Raw genomic sequence first — 19,644 nt, forward strand, 5'->3', positions numbered from 1 at the left:
CTCGGCCTTTCCGGGATGCGACGGAGATCCGGTGGTCAGCGCGCGTAGACGCTGCCGGCCGGGATCACGGGCTCGCCGGTCGCGCCGGCGCCCGCGACGGCCGGGTAGACGATCGCGCCCGACGGGGTCGGGGGGAGCGCCTTGCCGGACGGGTTGTTGTAGATGTCGCCGCCGAACGGGCGCAGCCCGTCGGCCGCGGCGTAGCCCAGGTGGCCGTGGTGGTCAGTGCCGCCTTCGTCGATGCCGAACAGGTCCTCCATGCTGCGCAGCCAGCTGTAATGGTTGTACGGCTGCTTGCTCACCGAACCCGGCTTGATGAACCGCGAGATCATCACCGCGCCGGTGATGCCGCCGCCCGGAGTCGTGTCCTGGTGGAAGGCCTGTGCGCCCGGCTGGTCGGTGTTCGGGCCCGGAAGCTCGTTGCAGCACGCGACGACGGACTGGGCCGTGTTGGCTTCGGCCGCGACCGGCTGGCCGGTCTTGCTGTCCGTGCCGAGAACGGGCGACGACTCGGGGCCCCACGGGCCGGCGTTGTAGGGGAAGTCGGCGGTCGAGTTGCCGTACATCTTGTACGGAGGCATGGCCTCGTCGAAGACGACCTGGATGAGGCCGTCCTTCTGGAACGCCGGCGAGGCCATGATCATCGGGATGTACTTCTTCAGGAACAGGTCCGCCGCGTAGAGGCCGCCCTGGTGGTTGTTCGGGTCGCCGCTGAGGTTGTCGCCCTTGCACGTCGCGTCGTGCGCGTCGGAGCAGTTGTCGGGGGAGATCCAGGAGAACGCGGGCGTGGTGTCGATCGACTTGAGGTCGTTGGCGATGCCGGGCTCAGCGGGGTGCCCGGGGGCTGCCGCCAGGCCGTCGAGCGGCACCACGTTCTTGCACGCGGCCGGGTTGTCGATCATCGAGCGGAACCACGGCGCCGGGTTGTGCTTGGCGACGTACTGGTCAGTCGGCGTCGCCCCGCCCGGGTCCTTCACGCCCGCGCCGGACGGGTCGCCCGGGATGCCGCACCGGTAGGCGTCCTCGCGCGTGGCGTCTTTGCCCATGTCCTGGTTGTAGATCTTCCAGGGGAGGTGCTTGCCGTCCAGCTGGTTGAACAGCGTCTTGACCGAGGACGGGTACACGCAGCCGGAGGAGGCGTGGACCTGGCCGTCGGCGGCCGGGGTCCCCGGCGCGACGTCCTTGTACTGGTCGCAGTCGGCCTGGTTGTCCGGTGCCGGGGCCTGGCCCGAGACGAGGCTGATGTAGTTGTCCAGGCTGAAGTGACCGGTGCCGTAGTACTGCGTCAGCAACTCGCCGTACGACGGGAGCGTCTTCCACAGATAGTCGTTCTTGTTCAGTCCGGTGAACGTCGCCTCGTAGGACTTGTTCTCCAGGATGATCGTCCACACGTGACCGATGTGCGGCTTCGCACCGTGGCCGTCGCTGTCCGCGGATGCGGCGGCGCTGCTGTTTGCTCCGACGAGTGACGCCCCGACCGCGCCGAGTGCCACCACGCCTGCGGCGAACTTGACGAGCCCGCCCCGGCCCCGAAATCTCATGCGTGCCTCCTGCACCTACCGGCAAAACCCTGAGTTGTCCACATAGGACGCCGGGACGCTAGCCGCGGCTGCTTGCGGGAAATCGACCGCGAGGTGAACTCGAGTGGCACGACGGCGAGCATTGGTCACACTGTGCCGTCGCTCACCTTGCCCCGCTGCCAGGTCCTCATCGACTGGTGCTCAGTGGCCGTCTCTAGTGCGGCCGGGTCGAAGCGCAGCTCTTGACGACTGCGCCCCAGGCCTTCATTATTCCGCATGTCATCATATGACCTGCGGAATCCAAGTCCGCGTGAGTGCCGCAAAGGAGCGACCAGATGCACGAGGACACCGCCGCCCGTCCGCGGGTCGGGGTGGTCGGCTTGGGCGCGATGGGCCGGGGGATGGCCTCGTCGCTGCGGACCGCCGGGTTCGAAATCGGGGTGGTCGACGCCCGTCCTGGTGTCGCGGACGAGTTCGCGGCAGGCGGCGGCACGGCGTACCGGACGGCCGGCGAGCTTGCCGCCGAGGTAGAGGTGCTGGTGAGCGTCGTCGTCAACGCGGCGCAGGTGGAGCAGGTGCTCTTCGGCGACCACGGCGCGGCTGAGACGTTGCGCCCCGGGTCGGTGTTCGTGATGTGCTCGACGGTCCTACCCTCGTGGTCGGCCGAGCTTGAGCAGCGGCTGGCCGAGCGTGGCGTCCGGTATCTCGACGCCCCGATCTCGGGCGGCGCGGTCAAGTCCGCCGCCGGGCAGCTCACGATGATGACCTCCGGCGCTCCGGAGGCGTACGCGGTCGCGGATCCCGTCTTGGAAGCGATGAGCGAGACGGTGTATCGCCTCGGCGACGCGGCGGGCAAGGGGTCGACGGTGAAGATCGTCAACCAGTTGCTCGCCGGGGTGCACATCGCCGCTGCCGCGGAGGCGATGGCGCTGGGAATCAAGGCCGGGATCGCGGCGGACGACATCTACGAGGTGATCACCCACAGCGCGGGCAACTCGTGGATGTTCGAGAACCGGATGGCGCACGTGCTCGCCGCCGACTACACGCCCCTGTCCGCGGTGGACATCTTCGTCAAGGATCTGGGCCTCGTCCTCGACGCGGCCCGGCCTCAGAAATCGCCGGCGCCGCTCGCCTCGACCGCGTTGCAGATGTTCCTGCAGGCGTCCGCGCAGGGCCACGGCGGCGAAGACGACAGCGCGGTCATCAAGATCTTCCCGGATGTGGACCTGCCGAAGGCGGGGCGCTGACATGGGAATCCGCCTCGGCTGCATCGCCGACGACTTCACCGGTGCCACCGACCTGGCCAACAACCTCGTGCGGGCGGGCATGCGCGTCGTCCAGACGATCAACACTCCCGCCGGACCGCCGTCCGGCCTCGCTGCCGACGCCGTCGTGGTCGCGCTCAAGTCGCGCACCATTCCCGCCGCGGACGCTGTCGCACAGTCGCTGGAAGCGCTTGCCTGGCTGCGCGCGGCGGGCGCCGAGCAGATCTACTTCAAGTACTGCTCCACGTTCGATTCCACTTCGGACGGAAACATCGGCCCGGTCGCCGAGGCGCTGCTCGACGCGCTCGGCGCGGACTTCACGGTGGCTGCCCCTGCGTTCCCCGACAACGGCCGCACTGTTTACAAAGGACACCTCTTCGTCGGCGACGAGCTGTTGTCCGACAGCGGGATGCGGAATCACCCGCTGACCCCGATGACCGATTCCAATCTGGTCCGGGTGCTGCAGGCGCAGTCGAGGGGCAAGATCGGACTCGTCGAGCACGCCGTCGTCGCCGCGGGTCCGGACGCGGTCCGGGAACGGTTCTCCGCGCTGCGCGCCGACGGCGTGTCACTGTCCATAGTGGATTCCGTGACCACCGGCGATCTGGTCCGGATCGGCCCGGCACTGGCGGAATTGCCGCTGGTGACCGGCGGTTCGGGCATCGCGATCGGCCTCCCCGCGAACTGGGGCATCACGCCGTCCGCCGACGCGGCGAGTCTCCCGGCCGCGAGCGGGCGGGCCGCGATCCTGTCCGGCTCGGTTTCGACCGCGACCAACGGCCAGGTCCAGCGCGCGATCCGCGCCGGGGTTCCGTCCTTTGTGGTGGAACCGCTGCGGATCGCGGCCGGCGAGCCGGTCGTCGCGGAGGCGCTGGCCTTCGCCGACCGTCACCTCGCGGCCGGTCCGGTCCTGGTCTACTCGACTGCCGCCCCGGAGGCAGTCCGGTCGGTGCAGGGGCGGCTCGGCGCGAGCGAGGCCGGCGCCCTCGTCGAGCACGCGCTGGCCGAAGTGGCGCGTGGGCTCATCGAGCGCGATGTGCGCCGCCTGGTCGTCGCGGGCGGCGAGACTTCCGGTGCCGTCGTTCAGGCTCTCGGCGTCGATCAGCTCAGGATCGGCGCCCAAATCGATCCCGGCGTTCCGTGGTGCGCCGCCACCCTGCCCGGCGGCGAAACCCTGCACATCACGTTGAAGAGCGGAAACTTCGGCACCCCCGACTTCTTCACAAAGGCATTGGAGTCGTTGCGATGACCGGACGCGCCGACGTCGTGCGCGCGGGCGCGAGCCTGTTCGCCCGCGGATATGTCCACGCCAGCGCCGGCAACATCAGCATGCGCGTCGACGACGGATACCTGATCACCCCGACCGACGCGCCGCTTGGTTTCCTCGAGGCCGACCGGCTCGCGCACGTCGCCGCCGACGGCGCCCAACTGTCCGGGGACCGGGCGAGCAAGACCCTCGCCCTTCACCGGCGCATCTACGCCGCCGTCCCCTCGGCGCGCGTCGTGATCCACACTCATGCCACCCATCTGGTGGCGCTGACGCTGCTCGGCGTGTGGTCGCAGGACGACATCCTGCCCCCGCTGACGCCGTACCAGGTGATGAAAGTCGGCCACCTGCCGCTCATCCCGTACCGCCGCCCGGGCGATCCCGAGGTGGCGGACCTGGTCGAGGCCGCGATCGCGGCCCGGCCGTCCCTGCGCGCGGTCATGCTCGAACGACTCGGCCCGGTCGTATGGGGGCCTGACGTCGCGACCGCGATGGCCACCCTCGAGGAAGCCGAAGAGACCGCCCGCCTGTGGGTGCTCACCGGCCACCGGCCGCGACCGCTCGCCGACTCCGCCATCGCCGAACTTCGGGACGCCTTTTCCGCCCCGTGGTGACCGGCGACGGCCGCTCCCTCCCTCCCCAGCCTCACCCAGCGACAAGGAGGTCGCATGTCCACGCCGGTAGACCGGTCCGTGTCCGAGCGGGTCACGGAAAAAGCCGTGTTCCGCAAAGTCGTGCTGCGGATCGTGCCGTTCCTGATGCTCTGCTATGTCGTGTCCTATCTGGACCGGGTCAACGTCGGGTTCGCGCAGCTGCAGATGTCCAAAGACCTGAACCTGTCCAACGCGGCGTTCGGCCTCGGCGCCGGACTGTTCTTCATCGGCTATTTCCTGTTCGAAGTGCCGTCGAACATTCTGCTGCAGAAGGTCGGCGCCCGCGTCTGGATCGCGCGGATCATGATCAGCTGGGGCGTGGTGTCCGCGGCGGCGATGTTCACCCGCGACGAATGGTCGTTCTACGCGTTGCGGTTTCTGCTCGGCGTCGCCGAAGCGGGCTTCTACCCAGGAGTGATTCTCTACTGCACCTACTGGTTCCCGGCGCAGCGGCGCGCCAAGGCGATCGCGCTGTTCATGTCGGCGATCCCGGTCGCGGGCATCTTCGGCAATCCGCTGTCCGGCTGGATCATGCACACTTTCGACCAGGTCGGTGGCCTGGCCGGATGGCAATGGCTGTTCGTGCTGGAGGCGCTGCCCGCGATCGCGGTCGGCGTCTGGTGCCTGTTCTATCTCGACGACTCCGTGCGCGGCGCGAAATGGCTTTCCGACGAGGAGAAGGCCGTAGTCGAAAAGGCGGTCGCCGAGGACGCGGGCCGCACCGTCGGCCACGGCAAGCTGTCCGAGGGTTTCCGGAACCCGAAGGTGTGGCTGATGGCCTTCATCTACTTCTGTTTCGTGATGGGGCAGTACGCGCTGACCTTCTGGATGCCGGCCTTCGTCAAGTCCAGCGGGGTCAAAAGCGTCGTCGCGATCGGGCTGCTCAGCGCCGTGCCCTACGTCGCGGCGCTGGTCGCGATGAACTTCTTCGGCTTCTCGGCCGACCGGAGGCGGGAACGCCGCTGGCATCTGGTGATCCCCGCGTTGATGGGCACGGCGGGCTTCTCGGCGGCCGCCGCGGTGCACGGCTCGGTCGTGCTGTCGCTGATCGCGCTGTCGATCGCGGCCGCGGGCGTGCTCACCTGCGCACCGCTGTTCTGGTCGCTGCCGACGTCGTTCCTCGGCGGCGTGGGCGCGGCGGCCGGGATCGCGGTGATCAACTCGGTGGGTAACCTCGCCGGGTTCGTCAGCCCGTACATGATCGGCGCCATCAAGGACTCGACCGGATCGAGCGTCGTGCCGATGTTCGTCCTCGCCGGAGTGCTGGTGATCGGCGCCCTCGCGGTGCTGACGACCGACAAGCGCACCGTGAACCGCTGAGGGAAAGGAATCGCCGATGCCTCGTTTCGCCGCCAACCTCTCGATGCTCTACCCCGAGCACGCGTTCCCCGACCGGTTCGCCGCGGCTGCCGCCGACGGTTTCACCGCGGTCGAGTACCTGTTTCCCTACGACTACGAGCCGGGCGAGTTGCGCGCCCGGCTCGAGGACAACGGCCTGCGGCAGGTGCTGTTCAACGCGCCGCCGGGCGACTGGGCGGCGGGGGAGCGGGGCATCGCCGGCGTCCCCGGACGCGAGGACGAGTTCAAAGAGGCCTTCACGGCCGCGTTGTCCTACGCCGATGCACTCTCCTGCCCGCGGGTGCACGTCATGTCCGGGGTCGGCGAGCCGGAGGACCGGCCGCGCCGGCTGGACACTTACCGGAACAACCTGGCGTGGGCTGCGGCGCAGGCCGGCGACCTCGAGGTGCTCGTCGAGCCGCTGAACCACCGGGACATGCCCGGCTACCTGCTGACTCGTCAGGCCGAGGCGCACGCGCTCGTGAGCGAGATCGGTGCCGCCAACCTCGGGGTTCAGCTGGACCTCTATCACCTTCAGGTCAGCGAGGGCGACGTCACGACGACGCTGCGCCGGGACCTGCCGACCGGCCGGGTCCGCCACCTGCAGGTGGCCGGGGTTCCCGACCGGCACGAGCCGGACCGCGGCGAGCTCGACCTGCGGCGGGTGCTGGCCGTCGTGGACGAACTCGGCTACGACGGCTGGATCGGCTGCGAGTACCACCCGGCCGGGGAGACGTCGGCCGGTCTTGGCTGGATTGCGGAATGCGGTGGAGTGCAATGAGAATCGTCATCACCGGCGGCGCGGGGTTCATCGGGTCGCTGGTCGCCGGGGAATTGCTGGAACGCGGTGTTTTCCGCGGCTCGGAGGTCACCTCGCTGGTGCTCGCCGACCGGATGCCGGCCCGCGTCTCGGACCCGCGCGTCGAGGCGGTCACCGGCGATCTGGCGGAGGTCGTGCCGCGGTTGTTCGCCGAACCGGTCGACGTGCTGATCCATCTCGCGTCCGCGGTCTCGGCGGAGGTCGAGGCGGATACGGAGCTGGGCATGCGGTCCAATGTGGACGCCACCCGCGCCCTGCTGGCAGCGTGCCGCGAGCAGGCCGCCTCGGGCCGGGTCGCGACTTTCGTGTTTTCCAGCAGCGTCGCCGTCTACGGCGCCGACCCGGCGGCGCCCCTGCCGTCCATTGTGGACGAGACGACGCTGCCGGCGCCGCAGTCCAGCTACGGCGTGCAGAAGCTCGCGTGCGAGCAGTTCATCGCCGACGCGACCCGGAAGGGCACGGTGGACGGCCGGATCGTCCGGCTCATGACCGTGGCGGTTCGCCCCGGGCGGCCGAATGCCGCGGCCTCGAGCTTCCTGTCCTCGATCGTGCGCGAGCCGTTGAACGGCGAGCCCGCGGTATGTCCGGTCGACCCGTCGCTGGAAGTCGCCATCGCCTCGCCGGCCCGGACGGTGAACGGCCTTCTGGCCGTCGCGGAAGCGGAGCGCGGGGAAGGACCCGGCCGGCTCCGCGGCCGGATTCCGGTGAACCTGCCCGCGCTGACCGTGACCGTCCAGGACCTGCTGGACGCACTGGAGTCCGTGGGCGGCAGCGACGCCCGGGCGCTGGTGGAGATGCGGCGGGACCCGGCCGTCGAGGCGATCGTGGGCTCCTGGCCGGCCCGGTTCGACAACCGGCGGGCCGCGGAGCTGGGCCTGCACGCGGACGCCGGCGCGCTCGACGTCGTCCGTGCGTTCGCCCGGGACCGGGCTGCCGCCGGCCGGTAGCATGTCGTTGTGCTGACCAGGGTGAACGCGTCGACGAAAATGGCGGACCGGGCGGCGGCCGTGCTGACCGAGGAGATCAGCAGCGGCCGGTGGCCGGTCGGGTCGAAGCTGCCCACCGAGGTCGCGCTCGTGGAGCAGCTCGGCGTGAGCCGCACGGTCGTGCGGGAGGCGATCTCCATGCTGCGCAATGCCGGCCTCGTCGAATCGCGGCAGGGCTCGGGCGTGTTCGTGCTCAAGCCGCAGACGGCGCCGCTCGACCTGTCCGTGGACGAATCGTTCAGCCCGGGGATCAAGGCGAAAGTGCTCCAGATCGTCGAGGTCCGGCGCGCGGTGGAGGCCGAGGCGGCCGGGCTGGCGGCCGAGCGCGCCGACGAAGCGGGCCTCGCCGGGATCGGCGAAGCGCTGGCCGCGATCGACGCGGCCGTCGCGGCCGGCGGCGACGGGGTCGACGAGGACCTGGCGTTCCACCGGGCGATCGCCGACGCGAGCGGCAACCCGGTGCTGGCGGAAACGGTGCGCTACCTCGGCGAGGTCATGCGCACGGGCATCCAGGTCACCCGTGCCAACGAAGCCCGCCGCGAGGACTTCGTCGAGCAGGTCCGCGACGAACACGCCGCGATCGCCGCGGCCATCCGCGCCCGCGACCCGAGAGCGGCGAGCGAAGCGGCGCGTACCCACCTGGTCGGCGCCGACCGGCGGCTGCAGGACGCCGACGATCGTTTCTGGGCAAGGGCCTCCGACCCGACGGCGTAACGAGGCCGGTCGGTCGCCGAAGGAGCACGCATCATCGTCGATCTCGCCACGTTGCCCGACGACGGCCCGACCGGTGGATTCTTCAATGACGAGGGACCAGTACCGTGGTAGTCGCACCGCAACACGATGCCGTGCTTTCGCAGGGACGTCTTCAGCTATCGCCGATATCCAGCGCGCAGCCGCTGCTGCGGTGCCGCACCTGGTTGGTGCAGCCGCGTCGATCCCCACTGAGGTAAGTAGACGTTGAACCAGATAATCATGGATCGCAAAAGTTCCAGCCGGATTGAATGATATCCGGCCGAAATGGCTTGCCACAATTAACCGAAGGGTTCTTGGTTCGAGTGCAAGCGGGGGAGAAGAGTCCAGATCGACGATCTGGGTTTTTGGCCGTGAGCGAGGGCGATTTAGTATCGATTTTGACGCGGGGTCGCTGAGCGCGTCGAGCTGGTTCGACGGCGCGGGTTCGCTGCAACTGCCAAACATGTTGGTGGCGCAAGCGGCGTGCTTGCCGGTGCAGGCCACGGTGTACTGAACGGCGCGGCGGGTGGGCGATATCGCATGGCCAGAACGCGATCCGGGCGGAGAGTCCGAATTCGGGTGCGAGACCGGTGTTCTGCATCGGCTCGAACGGCAAACTGCTGGGGCAGTCGTGGCACGCACCTTGTGCGGGACACGAGAGCGCCCGACTGAATCTGTTCGGTCGCGATGCCTCGCTGGTTCTTTGATCGCTGCCGTTGCGACGCCGACGTACAGTTCAAGCATGCCGCTGGGGATGACTCGGCCGCTCAGGGCGGCACTTGACGGGGTGTCGACGCCCGCTGAGCTGCTCGGCCGTCTCGCGTATTCATCTCTGGCATCCCAGTACCCGCGAACGGCCACGCTGGAGCAGCTCCTGGCCGCCGCGGCGCACGAGGCGGCCCTCCGGCGGCACCCGTACGTTTCGCCGGAACACGTCATGGTGGCTGCTGCGCGTCAGGTAGGCGATGCCCAGCTGGCATCGAGTCTCGCTGCCCGGTTGGAGGCTCGGTCTGTGAGGACGCGGCGCTGGTGGCGGCCGCTGGGCCGGAAGTCGGCCCTTCGGCCCCAGAATCAGCGGTTGCTTGACGATCAGCAACGGGCTGCCCAGGAGCGCGAGCAACGGCACCCCGGCGATGGTGACTTTTCGGAGCCGCCAAGCGGTTGATCCGCGGCGGGGAACTCTCTGGCGGACCTAGCCCGCCGCTGGACGTCCGTCGGGAACTCAACGACAACGAGTTCGCTGCCGCCGGGATGGTGCCAGGTTCGGCGCGAGCAGTGGCGTTCGAGGCCAGGCAACGTCGCCGGACACGCGGTATGTCGCGCAATGAGCTCGCGGCATGTGCTGCTGCCGATCAGCTGCCGCACAACCTGCCGGATGAACGGTCTGGCCGACGGCGGCGGACTGGGCCGCGAGTTGATCGGGCATCGCGGTCCGGTTCGCCGTGGGTGAACTGGGGAATCGGGTGCTTCGCCGGCGGCGTTGTGCGGTCATGGAGAACGACGAGATCGACGCCGGGGCGATGGACGTCTATTCGGCGATCGTCACGTCGGTGGCCGAGCAGCTCACGCCGCGCGTGGCGGCGTTGCGCGTGCGGTCCTCGCGCGGCGAGTCGGCCGGGTCGGCGGTGGTGCTGACCGGCGAGTCCCATCTGGTCACGAATGCCCACGTGGTTGCCGACGGGGACCGGGGGACGGCCCAGTTCGCGGACGGCACTGTGGCGAGTTTCGATGTGGTGGGCCGGGATCCGCTGTCGGACCTGGCGGTCGTGCGGGCGGACCGGCCGCTGCCCGCGCCGCCGGAATTCGGTGATGCGGACCGGTTGCGGGTGGGTTCGCTCGTGGTCGCGGTCGGCAACCCGCTGGGGCTGGCCGGAACGGTCACCGCGGGCGTGGTCAGCGCGCTGGGCCGGAGCATGCCGGCGAGGACTCGGCGCGCGGCCCGGCTGATCGAGGACGTCATCCAGACCGACGCGGCGCTGAATCCCGGCAATTCGGGCGGTGCGCTGGCGGACAGCCGCGGCCGGGTGGTGGGGATCAGCACCGCGGTCGCCGGCGTCGGTCTGGGGCTGGCGGTGCCGGTCAACGCGACTACTCATCGGATCATTCACGCGCTCATGCACGACGGTCGGGTGCGGCGCGGCTACCTCGGTCTGGTCAGTACGCCCGCGCCGTTGACTCCGGTTCAGGCTGACCGGTTCGGGCAGCGTACGGCGTTGCGGATCGTGGAGGTGGTCGAGAACAGTCCCGCCGCGCGCAGCGGGCTGAAGGCGGCGGACCTGGTGCTCGCGGTCGACGGCGTGCCGCTCGGCGACGCGCAGTCGCTGCAGAAGCGCCTGTTCTCCGACTCGATCGGGCAGCCGATGGAGGTCACCGTCCTGCGCAACGGCGCCCTGGTCGACGCGATCGCGGTGCCGGAAGAGTTGAGCGACTGACCCGGAGCCGGGGGCCAACGCTGGCCGGTCGTGCTGGCGGCGGCTGCGGGCTGTGCTGACGATTCAGGCAGGGAGCGGGGCGAATGCCACGTCGCGGATCCGCAGTCAGCGGAGGTCGGGCAGCGCGATCGGCAGGCGGTAGGACGGGCGGTATCCGACGAATCCGCCGGGGCGTCGCACGGGCCGGTCAGGTAGACGAAGCCGTCGTCCGGGGCGGGTCGCGGGTCGCAAGCCCGTGTCCGGACCACATGCGGGGCAGAGTGCGGGCGGCGGCGCAGAATCTGTTCGGATCAATGGCCGCGCCGGGAATGGCGTCGAGGATGTGAATGTCCTTTCCGGACCAAGCTTAGAAATCAGCGCCGAGACGAACGTCGGCCCGTGCGCTCCGGCTGGTCGCGTGTGTTGACTCTGACACTGTGTGAGGCCGTACACCGGGGCCATGAACGACATATTGTTGCGGTCCGCTGCCGGGATCGCGGAGGAGCTCCGTGCGGGCCGGCTGTCTGCGCGGGAGCTGGTCGAGCTGGTGCTCGATCGCGTCGACGCGGTGAACCCTGGAGTGAACGCGGTGGTGGAGCTGCGCCGAGAGAGCGCGCTCCGTGCTGCCGATGACGCTGACCGGGCGCTGGCCCGAGGCGCGCAGGCGGGCCCGTTGCACGGGGTGCCGATGACCGTCAAGGAGGGCATCCGCGTCGCCGGGATGCGTTCCACTTGGGGCGACCCGGCTTTCGCCGACCATGTCGCCGAGCGTGACGCGGTGGTCGTGTCGCGGCTGCGTTCGGCCGGTGCGGTGGTGTTCGGCACGACCAATGTCGCGCAGATGCTGGCCGACGTCGTGGAGTGCGTCAACCCGGTGTACGGGAGGACCGTCAACCCGTGGGACAGCACGCGCTCGCCCGGTGGCTCGACCGGGGGCGGGGCGGCCGCGGTGGCGGCCGGCTTGTCCTTTCTGGAGTACGGCTCCGACCTGACCGGTTCGATCCGGATCCCGGCCAGCTTCTGCGGGGTGTACGGGCTGAAACCTACTGCCGGCACGGTTCCGCTGGAGGGGTTCCAGCCGCCGGGCCCGCCCGCCGGGTCCACTGAGATGGCCTTCCTGTCCTCGATCGGGCCGCTGGCTCGTTCGGCCGCTGACCTGCGGACCGCACTACGCGTCACCGCCGGGCCGAGCGGTCCGGACGCCAAGGCCTACACCTGGCGCCTGGCACCCCCGCGTCATGCCCGGTTGACCGACTTCCGGGTCGGGGCGGTGCTCGACCATCCGGCTGCCGCCGTCGCCTCCGATGTGGGCGCCGTGTTGTCGGACGCCGTGGACGCCCTGGGCGCGGCGGGCGCGACGATCGTGGAAGGCTGGCCGGACGGGATCGACCCGGTCGGCCAGGCCGAGTCTTTCGGATTCCAGGTGCGGCAATTCTTCGCCTTCCACGGCGGGGACCCGGATTTCGCCGGGCTGCCGGCGGTGGTGGAGCAGCAGGACCGGCGGATGGCGGCGCGCGCCGCGTGGGACCGGTATTTCTCCGAGTTCGATGTCTTGCTCTGCCCGGCCACCTGCACCACGGCCTTCCCTCGCCTCGGGCCGGACGACGAGCGGCCCTATCACGAACTGGGGTTCTGGATCGCGCACGCCTCCCTGGCCGGTCTGCCCGCGCTCAGCGCCCCGGCCGGCCGCGCACCGGGAGGGCTGCCGGTCGGCGTGCAGATCCTCGGCCCCCGCCACGAGGACGACACCGCGATCACGTTCGCCGAACTGGCCGCCGAGGTCATCGGCGGATTCACGCCGCCGCCCGTGGCCGGATGAACCATGCCGCCGTCGGTGAGTGGCCGGCATGGCGGTTGTACGGGTTGACGGCGTCGGCGTCGAGCCGTGGCCAGCGCGGTCGATGACGGTGGCCGGGCGTTGGCGTGCGCGACCGCGTTGCGCGTCCAGCCGAGGCTGCCGAACTCAAAACGAGGGGAGCGGGGGACAATGGGCCCGGAGTCGGGTCACTCGACGAGGGTTCATCGCGGCCGGTGCTCGGGTTCACCTCGTCGCGGCGCCGGGAAGAGGTCATCGCCCGGTCTCGCACGCGATCGCCCCGAGGGCTTCGCCGCGCAGGGCGCCGAGGCCGGTGTGCAGGTAGTACGCCCAGTAGCCGAGGTTGTCCCCGTACCGGCTGCGCAGCCGCTGGTTGTCGTAGCCGGGTCCGTAGACCTTGGCGGTCGCGTCGGCGAAGGCGGGCATTTCCAGGGGGACGTGGTCCATCCGGCCCAGGCCACGCAGGAGGATCGCGGCGGCGGAGAACTCGCCGACGCCCTTGATGCCGCGCAGGGCTTTCGTCGCCTGCCCGTAGGAGGCCGTCGCCAGGTAGTCCTCGCCGATGTCGAGCAGGCCCTCGACGAGACTCGCGAGGTACTCGGCCTTGCGCGCGTTCTTGACGATCGCGAGCCAGTCGGCGACCTCGAGCTGCCGCAGATCGGTGAGTTCGGGAAACGCCTGGAAGCGCAGTCCGTCGTAGGCGATCGTGCGGCCGAACCGCTCGGTGATCCGGCGCTTGAGCGCGGTCGACACGTTCTTTGGGGTGCGCTGGGAGAGGATCGCCCAGACGCCGATCTCGGCCACGGTCAGGAACCGCACCTGGTGCAGTCCCCAGAGCGCCTTGACCAGGCGTGCGTAGTCGGGGTGGTCGTCGGCGGCCTGGGCGTAGAACTCGGCGAGGTCGTCGGACAGGCTGAGGTAGCCGTCGATCTTGGCGAGCACGGCCGCGCGCAGGTCGGGCGAGATGGCCCGGTCCGAGCTCAGCGTGTAGTCGACGCCGCCGTCGCACGGGCTGACGGTGAACACGACGGCCTGTCCGCCGATGGCGATCGCCTTGGTCAGCGTGTCGTCGGTCATGACCTGGTCGCCCTTGCAGGCGCCGAAGCCCCGCAGGAACCGGATCGAGGTCCGCAGATCGAACGGCTGGGCCGCGGGCAGCACGCCGGCGGCGGTGGTCGAGGCGATCAGGCTGGTCGTCATGGCGGTCTCCCTCGTCGTTGCTCCCGGCTGACGGTAGGAGCGATCCAGGACAGAATGTGTCCTGGATCGAGGGCGGTTGCGGGCCCTGTTTCCGAAATCCTTGCGTCGTCCCAAGACAGGTACGGCCCGGTGTTCGTCCACATTAGACTTCGGTACGCGCTCGCCGAGGCCGGCGGACCGGACGCGGCATTCTCGCGGCGAGTCTTCAGTTGGGACCGGCAGTCCCATACCGTTTCGGGCATGGCGGAGGCGAGTCGCGGCGAGGGGCTGGACCTGGACAGGCGCAGCGTGCTCGACGCGGCCTTGTCCGCCCTGCAGACGGGTGATCTGGCCGCGGCTGACGAGTTGCTGGCAAGTGCCGCGGCCGGCGGTGAAGCACCGGAGGTGGACGAGGCCAGGGCTCAGCTGTCGGAGGCGAAGGGCGACTATCCGGCAGCGCGGGTTTGGCTTGAACGGGCTTTCCGCGGCTATCGCACTTCCGGTCAAGGGCCGGCGGCTATCCGGGTGGCGGCCGGCCTGGCCCGGGTCCATTACGGCTTCCTTGGCAACCTGGCGGCGGCGAAGGGCTGGCAGGCCAGGGGACGCCGGTTGGCCGCCGAACACGGTCCGTGCCTGGAGGAAGGGTATTTGGAGCTGGCGTTGTTGGCGTGCTGGGAGTCGGACATCCCCGCGCTGACGGCCGCTTCCGAGCGGGCGCTGGCGATCGCTCGCGAGTTCGGCGACGCCGACCTGGAGGTGAGAGCGCTGGCCGACAGCGGCCTAGCGCTGGTCTCGGCCGGACAGATCACCGAAGGCCTGGCCCGCCTCGACGAGGCTGGCGCGGCGGTCACGGCCGGCGAGGTGGCCAATCCGCGGATGGCGTCGGCGGTGTTCTGCGCCATCTTGTCAGCGGCGGCCCGAACCGGTGACGCCGCCCGGGCCGCGGAGTGGACCCGCCTGTTCGAGGAGCAGTGGAACGAACGCGATCTGACGATGGGCGCCTATCAGGTCAGCCATTGCCGCAGCGAGTACGGCGCTGCGCTGTGCACATGCGGTCGATGGGATCAAGCCGAGGTTCTCCTACAAGAGGCGGTGGAGGCGGGGCGGCGCTCCTCACCGGTGACCCTGTGGGAGGGCTTGTCGAGTTTGGTGTCGTTGCGGGTGCTGCAAGGGCGGGTCGAAGAGGCGGCTGCGCTGCTCGAAGGCTGGGAGGACCGGCAGGAGCTGGCCGAGGCCGCCGGCCGGGTCGCCTTGGGCCGCGGGGAACCGGATCGGGCAGTCGCGACGGTCCTGTCCGCGCTGCGGAAGATCCCCGGGGACCGGCTGCGCGCTGTACCGCTGTGGGCGCTGGTCGTGGAGGCGGCCGTTGCCGGCGGAGATCTTGACCGGGCAGCCCAGGCGGCCGAGTCGCTGGAGCAGGCGGCGTCGCGGACCGAGATCTCGTCGCTGGCGGCCGAGGCCCGTCTGGCCGCGGCGCGGGTCGCAGCCGCGCGGGGCGACCACGCGTCGGCGGCCGCGGAGTGCGAAGGAGCGCTCGCCTGCCTGGAAGACGAGGAGAAACCCCTTCTGGGCGGCGCTATTCGCCTGGAACTGGCCCGGGCGGTCGCCGGCACCGATCCGTCCTGGTCGGAAGTCGAGGCACGGGGAGCGTTGGCGATCTTCACCCGGCTCGGCGCCGAAACGGCCGCGGCGGCGGCCCGATCCCATCTCCGGTCCCTCGGCGCCCGGGTCGCCGACGGGGGGAGCTCGGCCCTGGCCGAGCTGACCGGGCGGGAGCTGGACGTGGCGCGGTTGATCGCGGAGGGCCTTTCCAACCAGGAGATCGCCCGTCGCCTCTACCTGAGTCCCAAGACGATCGAGCATCACGTCGGGCGCATCCTGGCCAAGCTGGGCCTGCGCCGGCGAGGCGAGGTGGCGGCCGCCCTGGCGCGGATCGGGGGCCGATAAGGGGGAAACCCCCGATGGCAGTCCGGCCCGGCCGCCGCATGCTCCTCCTGTCCGGCACAAAGGAGGAGATCATGACGGCAACGGCGTTGGGGTATGTCGGAGTACGGACCGAAGCCCCGCGAGAATGGGCCGGCTACGCCGAGGTGTTCGGGCTCAGGCCGGAACAGGACGCGTCCGGGGCGGTCCGCCTGCGTGCGGACGAGCGCGCGCAGCGGATCGTGGTCGAAGCCGGGCAGCCGGGTCTCGGGTATCTGGGATGGGAAGTGCCCGACCGGGACGCCCTGGAGGCGATGGGGAACCGCCTCGACGACGCCGGCGTCCGCCTTCGGGAAGGCTCGACGGAAGAGCTCGATCGCAGATGCGTCGATCGGCTGCTGTGGTGTGTCGACCCTTCGGGGAACCGGGTCGAATTCGCCACGCCGGTCGCCCGCTCGGACCGCGGGTTCGAGCCGGCGGCGGGGATGGCGGGCTTCGTCACCGGCGAGCTCGGGGTCGGCCACGTAGCCCTCTACGTCAGCGATCTCGACGCCTCCTTGAAGTTCTACCGCGACGTGATGGGCTTGCGGATCTCCGAGGAAATCCCCGAAATCGGGGCGGCGTTCCTGCGCGCTGGGGGCCGGCACCACAGCCTGGTCCTTTTCGACGTCGGCATCACCGGCATCGACCACCTCTTCGTGCAAGCCGAAAGCATCCACGACCTTGGCCGCGCGATGGACACCGCTCGCCACGCCGGCGTCGACCAGCCGGTCGCCTTGGGCTACCATCCGCCCGACGGCACCGTCAGCGCCTACTTCTCCTCTCCGTCGCGATTCCGTCTGGAATACGGCTGGGGCGGGCGAACCGTGGATGACACCTGGGTTCCGGGCAGCTGCGACGACACGCCGTGGGGACACGAGGGGCTCCTCGATTCCATCCACGAGGCGCTGGCCGCCGGTGGCCGCCTGGGCGTGCCCGTCGTGGAGGCGACGCGGTGACCGGCGCGCGCGTGGCCCCGCCCCGATCTCTGGGCGGGCCGGCGGACCGCCGGGAGCACCATCCGCGGTTTCCGAGCCGCATCGTGCTCGCACGCGGGCATACCCGCGGGCTCCAGCCGCGGGGCACCGACGCGGTCGGGCGAAGCACCCCGAGTCCCCGCATGGGGCGTCCGTTTTCTTTGTCGAGTGCAGGAGGAGCAGGGCCATGTCGGTAGCAATAGTGGGCGGCGGACCAGCCGGGCTCCTTTCGGCGCTCCTGCTCGCCCGGGACGGTCGCGAGGTCGTTGTCTTGGACCAGGACGACCTGACTCCCGCCGCCGATCCCGAAACAGCGGCCGAAGAGGCTTACCGGCCGGGCGCGCCCCAGGCGGTGCAGCCCCACATCGTCATGCCCCGCTGCCGCCTGGTGCTGGCCGAGCGACTGCCCGACGTCCTCGCCGACCTGATCGACGCCGGAGCGGTGGAAGCCACGCTGGCGGATCGGCGGCCGCCGACCTTGGCCAGCCTGCCCGTCCGGCCGGGAGATGAACGGCTCACCACGGTCATGACCCGGCGGTCCACTTTCGACTGGGTCCTGCGTCGAGCCGCCGCCCGGCAAAGCGGCGTCGAGATCCGCGCCGAGCGGGTCACCGGCCTGGTGGCTCGGCCCGGTCCGGTTCCGCACGTCTGCGGGGTGCGCACCGCACAGGGCCCGATTTCCGCCGACGCAGTCGTCGACGCCTCGGGCCGACGCTCGCCCATCGACAAGTGGCTCGAAGAACTCGACGCCCGCCCGGCTGAGAATCAGTCGGCCGAATGCGGCGTCACGTACTACGGACGCCACTACCGGCTGCGAACCCAGGCCGCTCTGCCCGGCCTTGCCAACACTCGAATCGTGGTGCCCTTCGACGAGTTCACCGCGGTGCTGTTCTGCTCCGACAGCGGTGCCGTGCAGACCGCAGTGGCTCCGCTGACCGCCGACCGCCGCTACCGGCAATTGGCCCATGAGGACGTGTACGACGCCGTGCTGCGGGCATTGCCGACCCATGCCCCCTGGATGCCGTGCATGGATCCGATCAGCCCCGTCCGTCAGATGGTCGCACCGCGGAACACGCTCCGCCGCCTGGTCGTCGACGCGACACCGCGAGCCACCGGGCTTCTGCCCGTCGGCGACGCGGTCTCGACCACCAACCCCACCTTCGGACGAGGCCTGAGCCTGGCCGCCTGGGGAGCCGCCGACGTAGCCGACGTCCTCGCCGAACACTCCGGCGAGCCCGTCGCGCAGGTCCTCGCCCTCGACGCCCGGATCGCCCACCACGTCGTCCCCTACTACGAGGAGCAGGCCAGAACTGACCTGGCCAGGCTCGCCGCCTTGCGGCACGTCGTCCTCGGCACGCCGCTCGTTGTCCAGGGGAGAGGCGCTCAACCGATCGGCTTTGCCCACCTGCGGGCCGCGGCCGCTGTCGAGGCCACCGCCTTCCGCGCCCTCTGGGAGCTCATGGGCATGCTGCGCAGCCCCAAGGAGATCTACTCCGACCCGGACGTTCTCGCCGCCATCTCGAAGACCGCACCCGATCTGCCGTCCCCGAGCCCCGATATGGCCATGCTGCAGGCGGCTTTGTGCCGCCGGTCCGCAACCCGTAGCGCTAGTGGGTCGCGGATCGGGACGGCGGCGCAGACCGGCCGCGCGGGCGCCCCAGTTCCCCATCGGACGGCCACATGACGACCGGCAATCGGCGCAAGATTGCTAAGCAGCGGACCTGGCTCAAGTCAGAGCCAGGTCCGCTGCCGAGAGACAGCGCGTCACCTACGGGCGGTCGGTGAGATATCCGCCCATAGTCGTGAAGTACTCGGTCGCCGACAGCTCCCGGTCATCGGCCGTCCGGACCCGTTCCACCTGCAGACCCGGCGACTGGCCGCGACGCGCATCTCGACCGGCGACGATCACCACTCCCTCGCCTTCGCGGATGAAGATCCTGCCAGGCGTCCCGCCGTAGCGGCCGTCCGAAACCGACGCGCGCACGATGCGCAGTGGGGAGCCGCGGTGGTACGTGAACGCGTTGGGGTACGGGTCGGATTGCGCACGCACCAGACGGTCCAGTTCCTCAGCCGACCACGTCCAGTCGATGAGGCTGTCGCGCGGGGCGCGCTTGTGGAAGAAGCTTGCCTTGGTCCGGTCTTGCGCGATCGGGACTACGGTGCCGGATTCGATCAGGGCCAGGGCTTCTGTCACGAGCGGTTCGATGAGGTCCACGGTGCGGTGGAACAGATCCGTGGCGGTGTCGCGCGGGCCGACCGGAACGGCGCGCTGGGCCACGATGTCGCCTGCGTCGAGTTCGTCGTTCATCATGTGCGCGGTGACGCCGACCTCCGGCTCGCCGTTGATCAGCGCCCAGATGAGGGGGGAGAAGCCGGCGTAGGCGGGCAGCAGCGAGTCGTGCACGTTGAGCGTGCCGTGGCGCGGCAGGGCGAAGATTTCCGGCGGCAGCCAGGTGCGCCAGTTGTTCGCGACGATCAGGTCGAGGTCCGCGGCCTTCAGCTCGGCTTGCAGCTCGCCGTCGTCCGGGCGCGTGCGCAGCAGCGTGCGGATTCCGTGCTCCTGCGCCAGTTCGGCGACCGAATCGCTCCAGATCCGTTCGTAGGCGTGCTCGCTCGGCGGGTGGGTGACCACCAGCCGCACGTCGTGGCCTGCGTCGAGGAGGGCCTTGAGGGTGCGATGTCCCCAGGTCTGGTAGCCGAACATGGCCACGCGCATCG

The 19,644-nt window shown here is 70.2% G+C and carries 15 protein-coding genes and 1 pseudogene; 13 read left to right on the forward strand and 3 right to left on the reverse strand.

Features of this window, described 5'->3' with window-relative positions; translation table 11 throughout:
- Window positions 1–35: 35 nt before the first annotated feature.
- Window positions 36–1,541, reverse strand: a complete 1,506-nt coding sequence (locus tag H5411_RS00885) for an alkaline phosphatase family protein (RefSeq protein WP_183122652.1) — start codon at window positions 1,539–1,541, stop codon at window positions 36–38.
- Between the two features lie 314 nt (window positions 1,542–1,855).
- Between H5411_RS00885 and ltnD the strand changes: the two genes are divergently transcribed.
- The 10 genes and pseudogenes from ltnD to H5411_RS00930 all read left to right on the forward strand — a co-directional run bounded on the left by ltnD (window position 1,856) and on the right by H5411_RS00930 (window position 12,811).
- The gene (ltnD, locus tag H5411_RS00890) at window positions 1,856–2,767 is read left to right on the forward strand and encodes an L-threonate dehydrogenase (RefSeq protein WP_183122653.1); all 912 of its coding nucleotides are present in this window, start codon (window positions 1,856–1,858) and stop codon (window positions 2,765–2,767) included.
- A gap of 1 nt (window position 2,768) precedes the next feature.
- On the forward strand, window positions 2,769–4,034 hold the full coding sequence (otnK, locus tag H5411_RS00895; protein WP_183122654.1) for a 3-oxo-tetronate kinase: 1,266 nt from the start codon (window positions 2,769–2,771) through the stop codon (window positions 4,032–4,034).
- Entirely contained in the window at window positions 4,031–4,666 is a 636-nt protein-coding gene (locus tag H5411_RS00900; RefSeq protein ID WP_183122655.1) for a class II aldolase/adducin family protein, read from the forward strand. The genes otnK and H5411_RS00900 overlap by 4 nt, the downstream gene beginning before the upstream one ends.
- Window positions 4,667–4,720: 54 nt before the next feature.
- Entirely contained in the window at window positions 4,721–6,025 is a 1,305-nt protein-coding gene (locus H5411_RS00905) for an MFS transporter (RefSeq protein ID WP_183122656.1), read from the forward strand.
- Window positions 6,026–6,041: 16 nt separating this feature from the next.
- The gene (otnI, locus tag H5411_RS00910; protein WP_183122657.1) at window positions 6,042–6,824 is read left to right on the forward strand and encodes a 2-oxo-tetronate isomerase; all 783 of its coding nucleotides are present in this window, start codon (window positions 6,042–6,044) and stop codon (window positions 6,822–6,824) included.
- Window positions 6,821–7,810, forward strand: a complete 990-nt coding sequence (gene denD / locus H5411_RS00915) for a D-erythronate dehydrogenase (protein WP_183122658.1) — start codon at window positions 6,821–6,823, stop codon at window positions 7,808–7,810. The genes otnI and denD overlap by 4 nt, the downstream gene beginning before the upstream one ends.
- Window positions 7,811–7,819: 9 nt before the next feature.
- Window positions 7,820–8,563, forward strand: coding sequence for a FadR/GntR family transcriptional regulator (locus tag H5411_RS00920; RefSeq protein ID WP_220816317.1), 744 nt, complete (start codon window positions 7,820–7,822; stop codon window positions 8,561–8,563).
- Window positions 8,564–8,569: 6 nt separating this feature from the next.
- Window positions 8,570–8,674, forward strand: a pseudogene (locus H5411_RS49735) (dehydrogenase); the annotation flags it as partial.
- A 1,397-nt stretch (window positions 8,675–10,071) separates the two neighbouring features.
- Window positions 10,072–11,013, forward strand: coding sequence for a S1C family serine protease (locus tag H5411_RS00925; RefSeq protein WP_183122659.1), 942 nt, complete (start codon window positions 10,072–10,074; stop codon window positions 11,011–11,013).
- A gap of 439 nt (window positions 11,014–11,452) precedes the next feature.
- Window positions 11,453–12,811 (forward strand): amidase family protein, encoded by a 1,359-nt coding sequence (locus H5411_RS00930; RefSeq protein WP_183122660.1) that lies wholly within the window; start codon window positions 11,453–11,455, stop codon window positions 12,809–12,811.
- A gap of 249 nt (window positions 12,812–13,060) precedes the next feature.
- Here the strand turns inward: H5411_RS00930 and H5411_RS00935 are convergent, their stop codons facing one another.
- Entirely contained in the window at window positions 13,061–14,008 is a 948-nt protein-coding gene (locus H5411_RS00935; RefSeq protein ID WP_183122661.1) for a DNA-3-methyladenine glycosylase family protein, read from the reverse strand.
- Between the two features lie 288 nt (window positions 14,009–14,296).
- Here H5411_RS00935 and H5411_RS48795 point away from each other — a divergent pair, with 288 nt between their 5' ends.
- The 3 genes from H5411_RS48795 (at window position 14,297) to H5411_RS00950 (ending at window position 18,610) form a co-directional block, all read left to right on the forward strand.
- Window positions 14,297–15,934 carry a LuxR family transcriptional regulator gene (locus tag H5411_RS48795; protein WP_183122662.1) on the forward strand — a complete coding sequence of 546 codons (1,638 nt, stop codon included), beginning with the start codon at window positions 14,297–14,299 and terminating at the stop codon, window positions 15,932–15,934.
- 71 nt (window positions 15,935–16,005) lie between these two features.
- Entirely contained in the window at window positions 16,006–16,908 is a 903-nt protein-coding gene (locus H5411_RS00945) for a VOC family protein (protein WP_183122663.1), read from the forward strand.
- 205 nt (window positions 16,909–17,113) lie between these two features.
- Window positions 17,114–18,610, forward strand: coding sequence for an NAD(P)/FAD-dependent oxidoreductase (locus H5411_RS00950; RefSeq protein ID WP_183122664.1), 1,497 nt, complete (start codon window positions 17,114–17,116; stop codon window positions 18,608–18,610).
- Between the two features lie 84 nt (window positions 18,611–18,694).
- On the opposite strand, the gene H5411_RS00955 is transcribed toward H5411_RS00950, so the two are convergent.
- Window positions 18,695–19,642 (reverse strand): methionyl-tRNA formyltransferase, encoded by a 948-nt coding sequence (locus H5411_RS00955; RefSeq protein WP_183122665.1) that lies wholly within the window; start codon window positions 19,640–19,642, stop codon window positions 18,695–18,697.
- Window positions 19,643–19,644 lie beyond the last annotated feature (2 nt).

The sequence above is a fragment of the Amycolatopsis echigonensis genome (assembly GCF_014174495.1).
Taxonomy (GTDB): domain Bacteria; phylum Actinomycetota; class Actinomycetes; order Mycobacteriales; family Pseudonocardiaceae; genus Amycolatopsis; species Amycolatopsis echigonensis.